17 protein-coding genes are annotated in these 15,705 nt (G+C 33.6%); 16 read left to right on the top strand and 1 reads right to left on the bottom strand.

Going from position 1 to position 15,705, the window contains the following annotated elements:
• Nucleotides 1–82: 82 nt before the first annotated feature.
• Genes BK137_RS15930 through BK137_RS15885 form a run of 10 tightly spaced genes read left to right on the top strand, consistent with a single transcriptional unit; the run spans nt 83 to nt 10,135 of the window.
• Nucleotides 83–1,801 (top strand): motility associated factor glycosyltransferase family protein, encoded by a 1,719-nt coding sequence (locus tag BK137_RS15930; RefSeq protein ID WP_038179722.1) that lies wholly within the window; start codon nt 83–85, stop codon nt 1,799–1,801.
• A gap of 1 nt (nt 1,802) precedes the next feature.
• Nucleotides 1,803–2,150 (top strand): DUF8042 domain-containing protein, encoded by a 348-nt coding sequence (locus BK137_RS15925; RefSeq protein WP_038179720.1) that lies wholly within the window; start codon nt 1,803–1,805, stop codon nt 2,148–2,150.
• Nucleotides 2,150–3,412, top strand: a complete 1,263-nt coding sequence (locus BK137_RS15920; protein WP_051448563.1) for a motility associated factor glycosyltransferase family protein — start codon at nt 2,150–2,152, stop codon at nt 3,410–3,412. The genes BK137_RS15925 and BK137_RS15920 overlap by 1 nt, the downstream gene beginning before the upstream one ends.
• A gap of 20 nt (nt 3,413–3,432) precedes the next feature.
• The gene (locus BK137_RS15915) at nt 3,433–4,434 is read left to right on the top strand and encodes an NAD-dependent 4,6-dehydratase LegB (protein WP_038179718.1); all 1,002 of its coding nucleotides are present in this window, start codon (nt 3,433–3,435) and stop codon (nt 4,432–4,434) included.
• Nucleotides 4,431–5,585, top strand: coding sequence for a LegC family aminotransferase (locus BK137_RS15910; protein ID WP_038179716.1), 1,155 nt, complete (start codon nt 4,431–4,433; stop codon nt 5,583–5,585). The genes BK137_RS15915 and BK137_RS15910 overlap by 4 nt, the downstream gene beginning before the upstream one ends.
• The gene (gene neuC, locus BK137_RS15905; RefSeq protein WP_179078281.1) at nt 5,586–6,716 is read left to right on the top strand and encodes a UDP-N-acetylglucosamine 2-epimerase; all 1,131 of its coding nucleotides are present in this window, start codon (nt 5,586–5,588) and stop codon (nt 6,714–6,716) included. It begins immediately after the preceding gene.
• Nucleotides 6,713–7,792, top strand: coding sequence for an N-acetylneuraminate synthase (gene neuB / locus BK137_RS15900; RefSeq protein WP_038179714.1), 1,080 nt, complete (start codon nt 6,713–6,715; stop codon nt 7,790–7,792). Before neuC ends, neuB begins: the two co-directional genes overlap by 4 nt.
• Nucleotides 7,785–8,411 carry an acetyltransferase gene (locus tag BK137_RS15895; RefSeq protein WP_038179712.1) on the top strand — a complete coding sequence of 209 codons (627 nt, stop codon included), beginning with the start codon at nt 7,785–7,787 and terminating at the stop codon, nt 8,409–8,411. Before neuB ends, BK137_RS15895 begins: the two co-directional genes overlap by 8 nt.
• A complete protein-coding gene (locus BK137_RS15890; protein ID WP_038179710.1) occupies nt 8,412–9,461 on the top strand; it encodes a nucleotidyltransferase family protein in 1,050 nt (349 codons plus the stop codon).
• Nucleotides 9,458–10,135: an acylneuraminate cytidylyltransferase family protein gene (locus tag BK137_RS15885; RefSeq protein WP_038179708.1), complete on the top strand. Its 678-nt coding sequence runs from the start codon at nt 9,458–9,460 to the stop codon at nt 10,133–10,135. The genes BK137_RS15890 and BK137_RS15885 overlap by 4 nt, the downstream gene beginning before the upstream one ends.
• Nucleotides 10,136–10,397: 262 nt before the next feature.
• Here the strand turns inward: BK137_RS15885 and BK137_RS15880 are convergent, their stop codons facing one another.
• Nucleotides 10,398–11,216, bottom strand: coding sequence for a flagellin (locus BK137_RS15880; protein WP_327192105.1), 819 nt, complete (start codon nt 11,214–11,216; stop codon nt 10,398–10,400).
• 133 nt (nt 11,217–11,349) lie between these two features.
• Here BK137_RS15880 and BK137_RS15875 point away from each other — a divergent pair, with 133 nt between their 5' ends.
• The 6 genes from BK137_RS15875 (at nt 11,350) to hpf (ending at nt 15,598) form a co-directional block, all read left to right on the top strand.
• A complete protein-coding gene (locus BK137_RS15875) occupies nt 11,350–11,712 on the top strand; it encodes a flagellar protein FlaG (protein WP_038179702.1) in 363 nt (120 codons plus the stop codon).
• A gap of 28 nt (nt 11,713–11,740) precedes the next feature.
• Entirely contained in the window at nt 11,741–13,603 is a 1,863-nt protein-coding gene (gene fliD, locus BK137_RS15870; protein ID WP_051448562.1) for a flagellar filament capping protein FliD, read from the top strand.
• 36 nt (nt 13,604–13,639) lie between these two features.
• A complete protein-coding gene (fliS, locus tag BK137_RS15865) occupies nt 13,640–14,044 on the top strand; it encodes a flagellar export chaperone FliS (protein ID WP_038179700.1) in 405 nt (134 codons plus the stop codon).
• Entirely contained in the window at nt 14,044–14,403 is a 360-nt protein-coding gene (gene fliT / locus BK137_RS15860; protein ID WP_038179698.1) for a flagellar protein FliT, read from the top strand. Before fliS ends, fliT begins: the two co-directional genes overlap by 1 nt.
• A gap of 114 nt (nt 14,404–14,517) precedes the next feature.
• Nucleotides 14,518–14,910: a PilZ domain-containing protein gene (locus BK137_RS15855; protein ID WP_038179696.1), complete on the top strand. Its 393-nt coding sequence runs from the start codon at nt 14,518–14,520 to the stop codon at nt 14,908–14,910.
• 127 nt (nt 14,911–15,037) lie between these two features.
• The gene (gene hpf / locus BK137_RS15850) at nt 15,038–15,598 is read left to right on the top strand and encodes a ribosome hibernation-promoting factor, HPF/YfiA family (protein WP_038179694.1); all 561 of its coding nucleotides are present in this window, start codon (nt 15,038–15,040) and stop codon (nt 15,596–15,598) included.
• Nucleotides 15,599–15,705: the final 107 nt, after the last annotated feature.

Raw genomic sequence — 15,705 nt, 5'->3', positions numbered from 1 at the left:
ATAATCCCACTCTATTTATAGAGTGGGATTTTCTTTATAATTTTAATAATAAGCCGATATAAAAATTAGAGGTGAAAAAAATATGAGTCAAGATTTCAACATAGAAGTAGTTACTTCAAAATCATCGTTACCGACATTAAAAGTAAATGACTATTATTTACATAGTAAGTATGATCCTAAAAAAGAAGCAGAACAATTTGTTAATAATCATTTTGCTGAAAATAAAGTACACATATTATTTGGGTATGGTTATGGTTATTTTGCAAAAGCTTTTAAAGATAAATGTAAAGAAAACGAGCATTTGCTTATTATAGATCCGATTTATAAAGAAATAGAAAGTGTAATAACGCAAGAAGATTTTGAAATTATTAGCGATGTCAATGAAAAAAATATTGAAATGGCATTAGGCAATTTATTGAAAGATTTAAATCTTAAAGTGAAAGTAATTTGTTCTCCAAATTATGATAAATTCTTATCAAAAGAATATAAAATGGTCTTAAAAATAGTAAAAGAAATACTAAGTGTAAAAAAAATTTATTTAAATACGATTAACTATTTTGCTGAAATGTGGCAGGAGAATTATATTCGAAACATATATCATATTTTTGAGGACGAAAGTCTTTCTGTTTTAGAGAATTATTATAATATGCCAGTGGTAATAGCATCTGGTGGCCCCTCTCTTATTAAACAAATTCCGTTACTTAAAAAAATGCAAAATCATGTTATTATAATTGCTGCTGGATCAACTGTAAACACATTACTTCATTATAATATTGAAGCTGATTTCATTGTTTCAGTTGATGGATCGTTAGCTAATTTTAAACACTTTGAAAATAATATCTTTGAGAACTCTCATTTAATATATAGTGTGAAAAATCATTATGATATTAAGAACCAATTTAAAAAATCATCTTTTAGCTTCATCCCAGTATTTGAACCGGGTGTTTACGAGCATATAGAGCAAATGACTCAAAAACAATTACCTACATTACTTGGTGGAGCATCAGTAGCGAATTATGCATTTGTAATAGCTCAGTATATTTCTAGTGGTCCTATTGCATTAATTGGACAAGATTTGGCTTATACAAATAATCAGACTCATGCAAAATATAACAAGTATTTTGCAAATATAGACGATGATGATAAAAAAATTAGAGGTACATTTTATACAGAGGGCTATAATGGTGATAAAGTATTGACGGATTTACCTTTTACCTCTATGAAAAAAGATTTCGAAAATATCGTTGAATCGATTAATAAAAAAGGAAGATTCTTTAACTGTACTGAAGGGGGAGTAAAGATTAAAGGATTTACTCAAATCTCTTTTAGCGATTTTGGCGAATTCATAGATTTATCTGAAGAAAAGAATCTTAATCTAGTTCAAAAAGCAAATACTAAAACAATAAATGATTGGGAAAATTTGTGCTTCAGAATACAATCAGAGATTCAAATATATAATGAAATTGAAAAACTTTTAAATAAGGGATTAGTATATTTGGAAGGAAGTCTAGTGAAAGAAAAATTCACAAGTAATGTTCTTAAAGGATTAGAACAGGTTGATAAAAAAATAAAAAAATTATTTAAAACAGTTTCTATGAATAGTATCTTAGACCCGATTATTATTGATATAATTAATAATTATCCATCCATAAAAGGCGAAACTGAACAAGAAAATTATATGCGAGTATACAATCAAAATAGTAGTTTATATAAAGGATTACTAAATGCAATAAAACTTTCTAAAATCTATACAAAAGATTTACTAGAGAAAGTAAAAAAGGAAAAACTAGGAGGAGTATAAATTGACAGAAATAGTACAAGAAGCTGTTGAATCATACTATGAATATTTAAAAAACTTACCGACTGGATGTCAAACGATAGCTGACAATTTCCGGGAAAATAAGATAAGTAAAGCACTTGAACTAATCATTTATTTTACAGAAGGGGCAAATTGGTTAGCTGAAATTAGTGAATCATTAAAAAATAATGACATTTCAGTGAATTTAAAAACAGAAAAAATCCATGGTTTCTTAAAAGAGGTTAATCATGGATTAGAAATACAAGATTATATATTAGTAGCAGATATGTTTGAATATGAAATCGCGCCTTTTTTTGAAGAATTAGTACTGATAGAGGGACAACAAAATTAATGAAATGGAATGTAGAACAGGCAAGGGATGGCTCGTATACTCTTAAATTGAATGGTATTTATCTCTATAGTAAATATTGTCCTAGAAAAGACGTAGAGAAATTCATTGTGAAGGAAACTACAGCACAGTCAAAGCAATATGTTTTATTCGGGCTAGGTCTGGGCTATCATGCAGAAGCTCTTATAAAGTATAGTCCAACATCTACTATTTACATACTTATTGCAGATAAGAATGAAATTGAGCTATGTAAAGAGCATGGTGCCACTCATATATTAAATGATAAACGTATTCATATTATTAGTGATAAAGTTCATTTAACAAATATTAGGTTGGAAGAAACGCAACTTGTTATTCCATTACAATGGTTAAAGGCAATAGGCTCAGATCACCCCTTGTTTGCATCTTTAGAGGATATTAAGGTAAGACAAATGTCTTATCAAAATGTTAGTGCCATTATGCATGAAAATTTCTTAGCTAATCTAACGAACTCACATCTTTCATTGTCAGAATTTGAAGGTTTTGCTCAAAGTGAAGAAGCTGTATTAGTATCAGCAGGGCCATCTCTTAATCAAACTATTAAGTCATTGAAGGAAATTAGGAGATTGTGCTATGTTTTAGCTGTTGGATCGGCGCTTAAGACACTACTGGAAGAAGATATTGTGCCAGATGCAGTCATCATTACAGACCCAACAGACTTAGTACAAGAGCAAATTAAGCATGTTGAGTATAATGGTTTATTGTTTTATATGGCTACGGCAAATCATGGAATGACAACAATTCATAGAGGAACAAAAACAATATTATTCCAAGGTGGGTACCCTTTGTCAGAGGAGTTTGCAAAATCCAATTCCATTCCTTTAATAGAAACAGGTGGGTCAGTTGCAACTACAGGATTATCATTATTAGAATTCATGGGTTTTAAAAAAGTATATTTATTCGGTCAAGATTTAGGTTTTAAGAATAATAAGACTCATGCGAATCTATCTACATCTTCTAATACATTTGAAACAAGTATGAAATTTCAAAAAGTTCTTTCAAATAGCGGGAAATATATTAATACATACAGTAATTTTAACATTTTCCGCCGTTGGTTCGAACAAAAGGCGACAAACAAATCTATTCGGATATTCAATACGGCATGGGATGGCGCAAAAATAGAAGGTATTCCTTATATAAGTGCTGATGAAATGGAAAAACAATTGGTAGCTACTCCAATTGTTGATTATAAAAAGATTTTAGATGATAAAGTATTAAGTAAATAATTTGAAAAGGTGTAATTGAGATGACTAAAAAAATCCTAGTAACCGGCGCAGATGGTTTCATCGGCTCCCACTTAACAGAAGAACTTGTAAGACAAGGACACGATGTAAGAGCATTTGTTTTTTATAATTCATTTAATTCATGGGGATGGTTGGATCAATCTACCAAAGAAATAAAAGAATCATTGGATATTTTCTCTGGAGATATTAGAGATCCATTTGGAGTAAAAGAAGCGATGAAGGGTTGTACGCATGTACTACATTTAGCCTCACTTATTGCCATTCCTTACTCTTACCATTCACCAGCTACATATATTGATACAAATGTAAATGGGACGCTTAATATTGTACAAGCTGCTCGTGAGCTAGGTGTGGATAAGGTTGTACATACTTCTACAAGTGAAGTGTACGGCACAGCTCAATATGTACCAATAGACGAGAACCACCCATTACAAGGTCAGTCTCCATACTCTGCTTCTAAAATTGGTGCAGACCAAATGGCGTTATCATTCTATCGTTCATTTGATACACCAGTTTCAGTGATCCGTCCGTTTAATACATATGGTCCTCGTCAATCAGCACGTGCAGTAATACCGACAATCATTAGCCAACTAGCAAATGGACAAACAACAATTAAGTTAGGTGCGATTAGTCCAACACGTGATTTCAATTATGTGCAGGATACTGTTAGTGGGTTTATTTCAGTTATGAATTCTGAAAAATCATTAGGCGAAGTCATCAATGTTGGATCTAATTATGAAGTTTCTATAGGTGAAACAGCTGAAATGATTGCAGATATTATGGGTGTGAATTTAACTATCGAAACAGATGAACAACGCTTAAGACCAGAGAAAAGTGAAGTCAATCGTTTATGGGCTGAAAATAAAAAGGCTAAAGAACTAATCGGATGGCAACCTCAATATGGTGGTAAAGATGGTTTCCGACGTGGTTTAGAAGAAACAATTGAATGGTTCACAAATCCGAAGAATTTATCTCAATATAAGGCAGATGTATATAATATATGAACACTCTATGGTTAGAGTTCACAAAACAGATTAAAGAGCATTATAAGAAGGATTTTGTGCCACTGCATGAACCCACATTCAATGGCAAAGAGTTAGAGTATGTTACAGACTGTGTTCAAACTGGGTGGGTATCGTCCGTTGGTTCATATGTGACACGATTTGAAGAGGAATTAGCACGCTTTACAGGTGTAGGTCGTGCAGTTGCCGTTATGAATGGTACAGCTGCATTACATATTGCGCTAAAGGTTGCGGGTGTTCATCCAAATGAAGAAGTATTTATGCCAGCTTTAACATTTGTTGCTACAGCTAACGCTATTTCGTACCTTGGAGCTGTACCGCATTTTGTGGATGTGTCAGAAAATACACTTGGTCTTGATCCTCAAAAGTTAGAAGCACATATCTTAGATATTGGTGAATTAAAAAATAATCAATTAATCAATAAAGAAACAGGCCGAATTATTCGTGCCGTTGTACCGATGCACACATTTGGACATCCTGTTGATTTAGAAAAGTTACAATTGGTTTGCGAAAAGTATCATTTAGTATTAGTAGAAGATGCAGCAGAATCATTAGGATCTTACTATAAAGGTAAACATACAGGTGGCTTTGGCAAAGTAAGTGCGATTAGCTTTAATGGTAATAAAATCATCACAACCGGCGGTGGTGGTGCCATTTTAACCGATGATGAAGACCTTGCAAACTATGCAAAACATATTACGACAACTGCAAAAGTTTCGCATATCTGGGAATATAATCATGATGAAATTGGCTATAATTATCGCTTGCCAAATATTAATGCTGCGTTAGGATGTGCACAACTAGAACAGGTGTCACATTTTATCGAACAAAAACGTGAATTAACAGCTTTTTATGAAAAACTAGTTGAACCATTAGAGGGTGTAAAACTCTTTAAAGAGATAGAAAATACATCAAGTAACTATTGGCTACAAACATTGATTTTAGATGATACTTTAGAGCGAGATGAAGTGTTAGCTTTCTTAAATGATAATGGTGTAATGAGCAGACCTATTTGGACACCAATGCACTATTTAAAACCATTTATAGAATGTCCTAGAGCTGATTTATCAACTGTTGAACGATTGAATAAGAAAATTATTAACATTCCAAGCACACCGATAAAAGAGGGATAAATGTTGAAACGAAAAATATGTGTTATTACGGGGACGCGTGCTGAATATGGATTGCTCTCTAATTTAATGCACTCTATACAACAATCTACTGAGTTCGAGCTACAGCTTGTAGTGACTGGTATGCACTTATCCTCCGAATTCGGTTTAACATACAAGCAAATTGAATCTGATGGCTTTGTCATAAATGAAAAGGTAGAGATGTTGTTGTCATCTGATACAGCAACAGGAGTTGCAAAATCAATGGGATTAGCAACAATTAGCTTTTCTGATGCATTCGAGAGATTAAAGCCAGATTTACTTTTGATTTTAGGGGACCGCTTTGAAATGTTAGCGGCAGCACAGTCTGCACTTGTTATGCAAATACCAATTGGGCATATTCATGGTGGAGAATGTACTTTTGGTGCATATGATGATGCTATTCGTCATGCTATAACGAAAATGGCAACATGGCATTTTACTAGTACGGAATCACATCGTAAAAGGGTCATTCAATTAGGAGAAAATCCTGAACGTGTTTGGAATGTTGGTGCTATTGGTATTCAAAATATTTTAACTATGTCTTTAATGTCGAAGGAAGAGTTATACAGAAATCTAAACCTAGACATTGATAAGCCAATATTCTTAGTCACCTATCATCCTGAGACAAATCTTCAAACAGATGGTGTTCATGCTTTATTGGAAGCTTTAGAGAATTATCCACATATGAATTTGTTATTTACGAAGGCAAATGCGGATAATGGTGGAAGACAAATTAACGAAGTGCTTGAAGATTATACATCAAAACATAACAATGCCTATTTATTTAATTCTTTAGGGCAATTGAGATATTTAAGCGCAGTGAAGCATGCAGCTGTAGTTATAGGCAATTCTTCAAGTGGATTAATTGAGGTACCTTATTTAAGAACACCAACTGTTAATTGCGGGGAACGACAAGCAGGACGTGAAAAGCCGAGTTCAGTTTTTGATTGTAGGTTAGAAATACTCTCAATTAAAAAAACTATAGAGAATGCTTTAGATTATGATGGTCCTTATGATCAAATTTTTGGTGATGGACATGTTGTAGAAAAGATTATGAGTAAATTAAAGCAAATTGCAACATTTGCTATACAAAAGGAGTTTTATGATTTATGAGCCAATCAACGTATATCATTGCTGAAGCAGGAGTTAATCATAATGGCTCCTTTTCCCTGGCAAAAAAGCTAGTCTATACGGCGAAGAAAGCCGGAGCTGATGCAGTAAAGTTTCAAACATTTCATGCAGAGAACTTAGTGACAAAAGAGGCTATGCAAGCAGATTATCAAGTTGAAAATCTTGGTGAGGCTACGTCTCAATATGAAATGTTAAAATCACTGGAATTATCATATGAAGAATTCACAGCGCTGAAAAACTATTGTGATGAAATAGAAATCGAATTTTTATCTACGCCATTTGACCATGATAGCGTGGATTTTTTAGTTGACGATTTACAAATGCAGACTATTAAAATACCATCTGGTGAGCTGACTAATTCACCTTTTATTCATTATATTGCAACAAAGAAAAAGAAAATGATTATTTCAACAGGTATGGCTACAATTGCAGAAATACATGAAGCCTTATCCTTTGTCGCATATGGCTTAGCAAAGCCATATGAGGAAGTTTCTATTGAGAACGTTCATTCTTATTATAAAACAAATGAGGCTAAAGAGATTTTACAAAAATTTGTGACGGTTCTACATTGTACAACAGAATATCCAGCACCATTTGAAACAATCAATCTAAAAGCAATGAATCAGTTAGCAGTAGAGCTAAATTTGCCAATTGGATTTTCCGATCACTCTCAAGGGATCTTAGTTCCAATTGCTGCAACTAGCATGGGGGCAACTATCATAGAGAAGCACTTTACAATGGACCGAAATTTACCAGGACCAGATCATGTAGCTTCATTAGAGCCATTGGAATTAAGCGCTATGATTGAAGGTATCCGTCAGATTGAAAGTGCTTTAGGAACAGGATTAAAAGAACCAACAGCAATGGAGATGAAAAACAGAGTAGCTGCTAGAAAAAGTCTTGTGGCAAGTACTGATATCAAACAAGGAGAAATATTAAAAATATCTAATATCGCTGTTAAAAGACCTGGAAATGGCATATCTCCATCAAAGTATTGGTCTATTTTAGGGAAAAAGTCTACTAAATTTTATAAAGAGGATGAACAAATCGATGAATAAGTCGATAATAATAATAGGAAATGGTGGACATGCTTCTGTTTTAACAGAAATCTTATTATTACAGCAACGAAATATACTCGGTTTTACTGCACCGAAAGAAGAAGTAAATAGTTATGGCTTAAAGTATCTTGGGAATGATGTAGTAATTACAAACTATAATCCCGAAGAAATAGAACTTGTCTTAGGAATAGGAACTGTGCGTATTTCAAATTTCCGTGAAACTCTTTTTGAAAAAATGAATAAAATAGGGTATACATTTGCAACATGCATCCATGATAAGGCTATTATTTCAAAAACAGCTATATTAGCTGAGGGCACACAAGTGATGGCTGGAGCGATTATACAGCCATATGCTCAAATTGGTAAGAATACGATTATTAATACTGGAGCAATTATTGAACATGATTGTGTAATAGGATCCCATGTTCATATCGCACCAGGTACGACTCTATCAGGCAGTGTTATTATTGGTGATGGGTCTCATATTGGTACTGGTAGTTCTATTATTCAAGCTGTTGAAATTGGTAAGAATACTCTTATTGGTGCAGGAGCTGTTGTTATTTCAAATATAGGTACAAACAAAAAAGCTTTTGGGGTACCTGCAAAGGAAGTGGAATAGTTGAAAAATTGGCGAAGTATCTTAGTTAATGAAAATACAACACTTTTAGAAACAATGAAAATCATCGATGACTCTTCTATGCAATTTGCAGCAGTGGTAGATGAAACATTGAATTTACTAGGTACTGTAACTGATGGAGACATTCGTAGGGGTATTTTAAGAGGAGAAGGATTAGATGTTCCAATTAAACAGGTAATGAATTCTTCTCCTGTAAGTGCATGCATTAATAATACATATAGTGATTGTTTAAACCTACTAAAAAAACATAAATTAAAGCAGTTACCAATTATAGATATGGATAATAGAATTATTGATATCATTTTTGCCGATGAGGACCCAGCTACCAAAGATAATGGAAATACGGTTATTTTAATGGCAGGTGGCCTTGGTACACGTTTACGTCCATTAACAGAGAATATTCCGAAGCCAATGCTAAATGTAGGAAATAAGCCAATTTTAGAAACGATTATAGAAGGTTTTAAGCAATATGGCTTCACTAATTTTATACTATCTGTAAATTATAAAAAAGAAGTCATTCAAGATTATTTTCAGGATGGTTCAGCTTTTGGGGTGTCCATTTCTTACATAGAAGAAGATAAAAGAATGGGAACGGCAGGGGCTTTATCTTTATTGAAGGAAAAACCTTCAAGCCCTATTTTTGTTATGAATGGTGATTTGTTAACTCAAGTAAATTTTGAACAGCTTTTGCAATTCCACGAAGAAACAGAAGCGGCTGCGACGATGTGCGTACGTGAATATGAATATCAAATACCTTATGGTGTTATTGAAACGGAAGGGCAGCAGTTAGTTTCAATTAAAGAGAAGCCAATGCATAGAAGCTTTGTGAATGCAGGAATTTATGTATTAAGTCCAGAAGTGTTTGATTATATTCCACAAGATGAATTTTATGATATGCCAGATTTGTTTAAAAAATTAATGGATGAACAAAATAATGTATCAGCATTTCCTGTGAGAGAATATTGGTTAGATATTGGACGAATGGCAGATTTTGAGCAAGCTAACTCTGATTATAAGGAGGAAGTAAAATGAAGCCAACCTTTTTAGCGGTGATTCCTGCGAGAGGGGGATCTAAAGGTATCCCTCGTAAAAATATCAAAGAATTAGCAGGGAAACCACTCATTGCATGGACAATTGAAGAAGCAAAAAAATCGAAGTATATAACGAGACTCATTTTGTCTTCAGAAGATCAAGAGATTATTCAAGTAGCAGAAGAATATGGCTGTGAAGTTCCCTTTGTAAGGCCATCTGAATTAGCAAATGATACGACATCGGGTATGGAGCCTGTATTACATGCCATTGCTCAATGCCCAGGCTATGATTATATTATCTTGCTACAACCAACTTCTCCGATGAGAACTGTAGAAGATATTGATAATGCCATTGAAAAATTGCTTAAAAACGATAGTAACTATTGTGTTAGTGTAGTAGAAACATCTGAATCTCCTTATTGGATGTATAAAATGAGCGAAGAAAAAGTTTTACAACCTTTATTTGCGGATGAACCAATCGCTGTAAGGCGTCAAGATTTACCTTTAACATACTCATTAAATGGTGCTATTTATATAGGTAAAACAAAAGTAATTCAAGAGTCAAAATCTTTTTTAGCTGATGATACAGTAGGCTATTTGATGAGTAAGGAACATTCATATGATATTGATAATATGATGGACTTTATAATTTGTGAAAATCTAAAAAAAATGTAGAATTTCTTTATGGATAATATTAAATAATAGGGGAATTTATTGATATACATAATTGGTTAAGAGTAAATAGCTAAGTGATTGTTTTAAATGGATTTTTCCTGTTTATTTCTGTAATTGTATTTTCAAGCAATATGTTGTGTCAGCCACTTGTTTTTTAGTTGATAATTATCAAATCACACTACTTGTGACTTCAACTTCATTGAAAAGAGCTACTTAAAAAGTCGATGGAAACGACTTTTTTGGTAGCTCTTTTTTTCACCATTTATTTAAATAGCCCGAGGATTGATTGTACATTACGATTTGTATTTTGAATAAGTAATTCATCGCCTTTTTGAACGATGTTTTGTTTAACTAAATCCATCATTTCAAGAGCCATATCTGGATCCCGGATTAATGATTCGGATTTTTGTAAACTTTCTTCAGCACGCCCTATATTTTCATGATGGGATGTCAATGCATTATAATCAGAACCTACATTAGCCAAGTCTTTTGAAATATGTTCAATGGCTTTATCGATTTTACTAATTAAATCATCTGCATTTTCTCGAGTCTGTAAGTTAGCATTTTCGAGACCTAACGCTTTAGTACTTACATCAACAGTATCAATAGCCAACTTTTGGTCAGCATTTGAACCGACTTGGATAAATAATGGACGGATTTCACCTAGAATTCGTTTTGTGTTGAATTCTAAATTATCTGCTGTATCATTGATAGATTCCATTAATTGGTCTAATTCTTTTTGAGCCGCATTACGATCATCATCTGTTAGGGTGTCATTTGCAGCTTGTACTGCTAACTCCCGTCCACGATGCAATGCCACATTTACACTCTGTAATCCAGAATCTGTAACTTCTAAAACAGATAGTCCATCTTGCATATTTTGTTGAGCTCGTGAAAGGCCCTTAATCTGTGAGCGCATCGTTTCTGAGATACTGAGACCAGAAGCATTTAATGAGGCTCGAACAATTTTATCTCCACCGGATAACTTCTCAAGTGTTTTCGTGATTGCAGATTGATTCTTTTGAACACGGTTATTTGCAAAGGTCGTCCATGCCTTATTTTGTATTCTCAATCTATTCACCTCCATGTGAAATATTTGTTACCAAATGTAATATCGGCAAAATCTTACGAATTTTTTAGATTTGCTGAAAGATTCTTAGTTGACTCCGATAATAACAGTAATAAATATTGTGAACGTAGGAGGATTGAGTTAAATGCGAATATCGTCACAAGCACCTAATGAGAGTGTTACAACTACTGCTGGAACACAAGTCAAGTCATCCATTGTTGAAGTAAATGACATGGATAAAATGATTAAAGTACAGCAAAATTCACAACATGAAGAACAACCAGCTAAAGAAACGTTAGAAAGAGCGGTAAATGCTCTAAATGAATTTATGGAGTTTCATAGCAAAAACTCCAAGTTTGTCCTGCATGATGGACTAAATCGTTATTTTGTGCAAGTAGTAGACACCGAAACAGATGAAGTGGTACGTGAAATTCCACCAAAAAAGCTGTTAGATGCTTATTACACAATGCAAAAGTATTTAGGCATGGTAGTAGATGAAACAATCTAAAAAGCAAGATTACTGGGAGGTAATATAAATGGTAAACCGTGTAGGTGGATTAGCTTCAGGAATGGACATCGATGCATTAGTAGAAAAGTTAATGACGGCAGAACGTATGCCCCTAAATAAATTAAATCAAAAGAAAACAACATATGAATGGCAACGTGACGCATATCGTTCAGTAAATACAAAACTAAAAACATTTAGTGATTATTTATTTGATAATTTCTCGTTATCTAGTAATTTTGTGAAAAATAAAGTGAATGTGTCGAATAGTACAGCAGTATCTGTAACAGCAGGTTCTGGTGCTAGTGGTACATTAAATATTGATAAGGCTACATTAGCAACAGCAGCGAACAAAGTTGTCATTACTGCTCCTCCAACAGAAAAAAGTATAGCAACAAATGAAACAACTTTTGGAGAATTAGGAATCAATTCAAATTCTACTTTAAATTTAGCTATCAAAAAAGATGGGGAAGCAGATAATATTCAATCCATCAGTTTTGATAAAAATACTACACTAAAGAGTTTTATAGATGACTTAAATTCTAAAGGTTTTAATGCATCTATAACAAACGGTAAATTATCTATAACTGCTAAAGAATCAGGTGAATCTATTGAAGTACAAGGTAATCCTGATAATTCAGTAGAACTAGGTAAATTAGGCTTTGATGATACATCAGCCGGATCAAAGTTAGGTACATCTAAAACGCTTTATTCTAATGTAAATAATAATAATACTACTACTAATAAAACCACTCTTGGTGAATTGGGGCTAACAGACGGAACTATAAAATTATCAGTTATTAATTCAACAGGTGAACTTGCCCCAGCTACTATAAATTATAAAGAAACAGACACTTTGGAATCTTTTATGAAACGTCTCAATGGAGCAGGATTAACGGCTATAGTATCTAATGATGGGAAAATGTCGATAACAGCAAATTCGACAGGTCATAAAGCGGGTGTGTCTATCAGAGTTGATGAAGATAATTCCGGTGTCTTTAATAAATTAGGTTTTTTAAGTGGTAATACAGGAAATATTAATAGCGATAAACCTGTCGTTAACGCATTTTATACAGTAAATGGAATGGAAATGGAAAGTACTTCAAATACATTTACACAATCTGGATATACAGTTACATTGAACCAAAATTTTTCTGGTTCAACAGTTTCCATATCAGCTGATAAAGACTTAGATTCTATGGTAGACAAAGTAAAAGAATTCGTCACTAAATATAACGAATTAATCACCGATTTAAATGATCATCTAAAAGAAACAAAATACCGTGACTACACCCCGTTAACTGCTGAACAACGTAAAGATATGACTGAAAGCGAGCAAAAGCTTTGGGATGAAAAAGCAATGAGCGGACTTTTACGTGGTGATTCAATTTTACGTAATGGTTTAGGTGATATGCGTAATGCACTGTATAGCCAAGTGAAAGGTCTAGGACTAGGAAATAACGTCATCGATACTATGTTTAAAATGGGGATTACGACATCAAGTAATTTTAATGATGGTGGTAAACTTGTTATTGATGAAACTAAGTTACGTAAAGCTCTAGAAGAAGATCCAGATCGTGTAGTTAAAACGTTAACTCAAAATGGTAGTAAAACAGATTCTGAAGGCGACACGCGTGGTATTGTACAACGATTACGTGACTCAATGTCTGACTTCACAAAAAATATCGAGAAAAAAGCTGGCCGTGCAACAATGACTGATAACCAATTTGCTATCGGTAAAAATTTAATCGATACGAATAAGCGAATCACTACTTTAACAGATCGTTTAAAGGACGTTGAAGCAAGATATTGGAAGCAATTCACTGCAATGGAGACAGCAATTAACAAAGCCAACTCACAATCGTCAATTTTCGCGCAATTTGGCGGACAATAACTGGTATAATAGTAGTAAACATTTTGAAGGAGTTGTATGATTTTGGCAGCACAATCAGCGCATCAAGCCTATAAACAAAATAGTGTGACGACGGCATCCCCTGGTGAGCTTACGTTAATGCTTTATAATGGATGTATTAAGTTTTTACATAAAGGTAAACTTGCTATTGGGTCGAAAGATGTAGAAGCGAAGAATACGAATCTATTAAAAGCGCAAGCAATTATCTCTGAATTAATGTCAACGTTGAACATGGATATTGAAATTTCTAAACAAATGCTAAATTTATATGAATATATGAATCGTCGTTTAGTTGAGGCGAATATACAAAATGATGTAGCAATCATTGATGAAGTAGAGGGCTATGTTGTAGAATTCCGTGATACATGGAAAGAAGTTATACGCTTAAATCGTCAACAACAATTCACAGGGAATCAGATTTGATGGGGAAAGTCCAACAATTGCTAATTGCCTCTGAACAGCTTTATTCACACTTAACTAATTTACCAGCTGATAAAGACCGGGATGCTTTTATCGAGAATATAGATACCCTATTGGATGCTCGTGGAGCCATCATTGATGATATACAGGCAAGTGATCCTAATGCATTGAATAATCATCCTCTATTAAAGAACCTTATTGAATTAGATAAAGGCATTAAAGAACGTCTATTAAAAGTGAAAAATTTAATTAAAGCTGATATGCAACAACTCCAAACAACTAAAGCATCGGAGCAAAAGTACACAAATCCATATGCATCTGTCCGTACGATGGATGGCATGTATTATGACCGGAAAAATTAACTTCAACCCTCCTCACCCATTGAGGAGGGTTTTCTAATCACTTATACCTATCTATTTACCAATATAAACAGTTTGATTATAATGAAATTACATAAAAAGAGAAGGTGAGTTCTGATGAAATATAATCGCTTGGAGTCGTTTCGCCATATTCTTCAAGAACCTGTGAAAGCGGAATTTCGTTTGTGTATGGATGGCAAAGAACAGGGTAAATTATCGAGTAAAGTTGACTGTTTGATTTTAGATATGAGCCCGAGTGGCTTGAGGTTGTCGACACCTTTAAATTTGCCTGCGGAGAATTATTTAATTCGAATGGAGTTAATGTTTGTTCTTTTTTCGAAGCCTATACGTACAATAGGTGAAGTGAAATGGAAAAAATCAGGTAATGGCTCGTATGTATATGGCATTGATTTAGAAGAAGATGAAGCGGTTGAAGAGATGATTATTTCAGAACTCAAAGCGAGACGACGCACTGAAGTAATTAATAATAAAACGTCTTCTGATAATTGAGTGTTCAATATTTCGACAAAATTCTTCAGAATTCCTAAATTTTTTAAAATTTTTTTACGGTTTAAGAAGGAGTTTTTAGGGAAATGTAGAATTAGTAAGACATGGTTGAAATAAAGGAGGAGTTTACATGCTAACATTTAACATTCGTGGTGAAAACATTGAGGTGACTCCAGCAATTCGAGAATACGTTGAAAACAAGATTCAGAAAATGGAGCGTTATTTCAACGAAGATTTCGAAGCAACAGCTAACGTTAACTTGAAGCTTTACAATGATAAGCAAACTAAAGTTGAAGTAACTATTCCTATGAAAAACCTAACATTACGTGCTGAAGAGCGCAATGCAGATTTGTATGCAGGGATTGATTTAATTATAAACAAACTTGAGCGACAAATTCGTAAGCACAAAACAAAAGTGAACCGAAAATTCCGTGAGCGTGAAGGTGTAGGCTATTACTTTGCTACTGTTCAACAATCACCGACTGCAGCGGCTGTAGCTGAAGAAGAGGACGAATTAACAATTGTACGTACTAAACAATTCTCATTAAAACCAATGGATCATGAGGAAGCTGTTCTTCAAATGAACCTACTTGGTCATGATTTCTTCATCTTTACAGATGCAGAAACAGATGGTACGAACATAGTCTATAAACGTAGCGATGGCAAATACGGCTTAATTGAAACTAACTAACCAGTAAATATTTACATCCCTCATTTTAAATGAGGGGTGTTTTTTTATGCAAAAAAAGCGAATTTCGTAAAACTGTATTCATTAAAAATTACTTAATATTCCAATTT

This window comes from Viridibacillus arenosi (assembly GCF_001955655.1).
Classification (GTDB): domain Bacteria; phylum Bacillota; class Bacilli; order Bacillales_A; family Planococcaceae; genus Viridibacillus; species Viridibacillus arenosi.
Note: the sequence above shows the minus strand (reverse complement) of the source record. Positions and strands in the feature narration are given on the sequence as shown.

Excerpts from the sequence above, each read along its gene's own strand:
- BK137_RS15930 (WP_038179722.1), top strand. The coding sequence starts at position 83 with ATGAGTCAAGATTTCAACATAGAAGTAGTTACTTCAAAATCATCGTTA.
- fliS (WP_038179700.1), top strand. The coding sequence starts at position 13,640 with ATGATTTTGGCAGCACAATCAGCGCATCAAGCCTATAAACAAAATAGT.
- BK137_RS15920 (WP_051448563.1), top strand. The coding sequence starts at position 2,150 with ATGAAATGGAATGTAGAACAGGCAAGGGATGGCTCGTATACTCTTAAA.
- BK137_RS15910 (WP_038179716.1), top strand. The coding sequence starts at position 4,431 with ATGAACACTCTATGGTTAGAGTTCACAAAACAGATTAAAGAGCATTAT.
- BK137_RS15855 (WP_038179696.1), top strand. The coding sequence starts at position 14,518 with ATGAAATATAATCGCTTGGAGTCGTTTCGCCATATTCTTCAAGAACCT.
- fliT (WP_038179698.1), top strand. The coding sequence starts at position 14,044 with ATGGGGAAAGTCCAACAATTGCTAATTGCCTCTGAACAGCTTTATTCA.
- fliD (WP_051448562.1), top strand. The coding sequence starts at position 11,741 with ATGGTAAACCGTGTAGGTGGATTAGCTTCAGGAATGGACATCGATGCA.
- BK137_RS15885 (WP_038179708.1), top strand. The coding sequence starts at position 9,458 with ATGAAGCCAACCTTTTTAGCGGTGATTCCTGCGAGAGGGGGATCTAAA.
- hpf (WP_038179694.1), top strand. The coding sequence starts at position 15,038 with ATGCTAACATTTAACATTCGTGGTGAAAACATTGAGGTGACTCCAGCA.
- BK137_RS15915 (WP_038179718.1), top strand. The coding sequence starts at position 3,433 with ATGACTAAAAAAATCCTAGTAACCGGCGCAGATGGTTTCATCGGCTCC.
- neuC (WP_179078281.1), top strand. The coding sequence starts at position 5,586 with ATGTTGAAACGAAAAATATGTGTTATTACGGGGACGCGTGCTGAATAT.
- neuB (WP_038179714.1), top strand. The coding sequence starts at position 6,713 with ATGAGCCAATCAACGTATATCATTGCTGAAGCAGGAGTTAATCATAAT.
- BK137_RS15875 (WP_038179702.1), top strand. The coding sequence starts at position 11,350 with ATGCGAATATCGTCACAAGCACCTAATGAGAGTGTTACAACTACTGCT.
- BK137_RS15895 (WP_038179712.1), top strand. The coding sequence starts at position 7,785 with ATGAATAAGTCGATAATAATAATAGGAAATGGTGGACATGCTTCTGTT.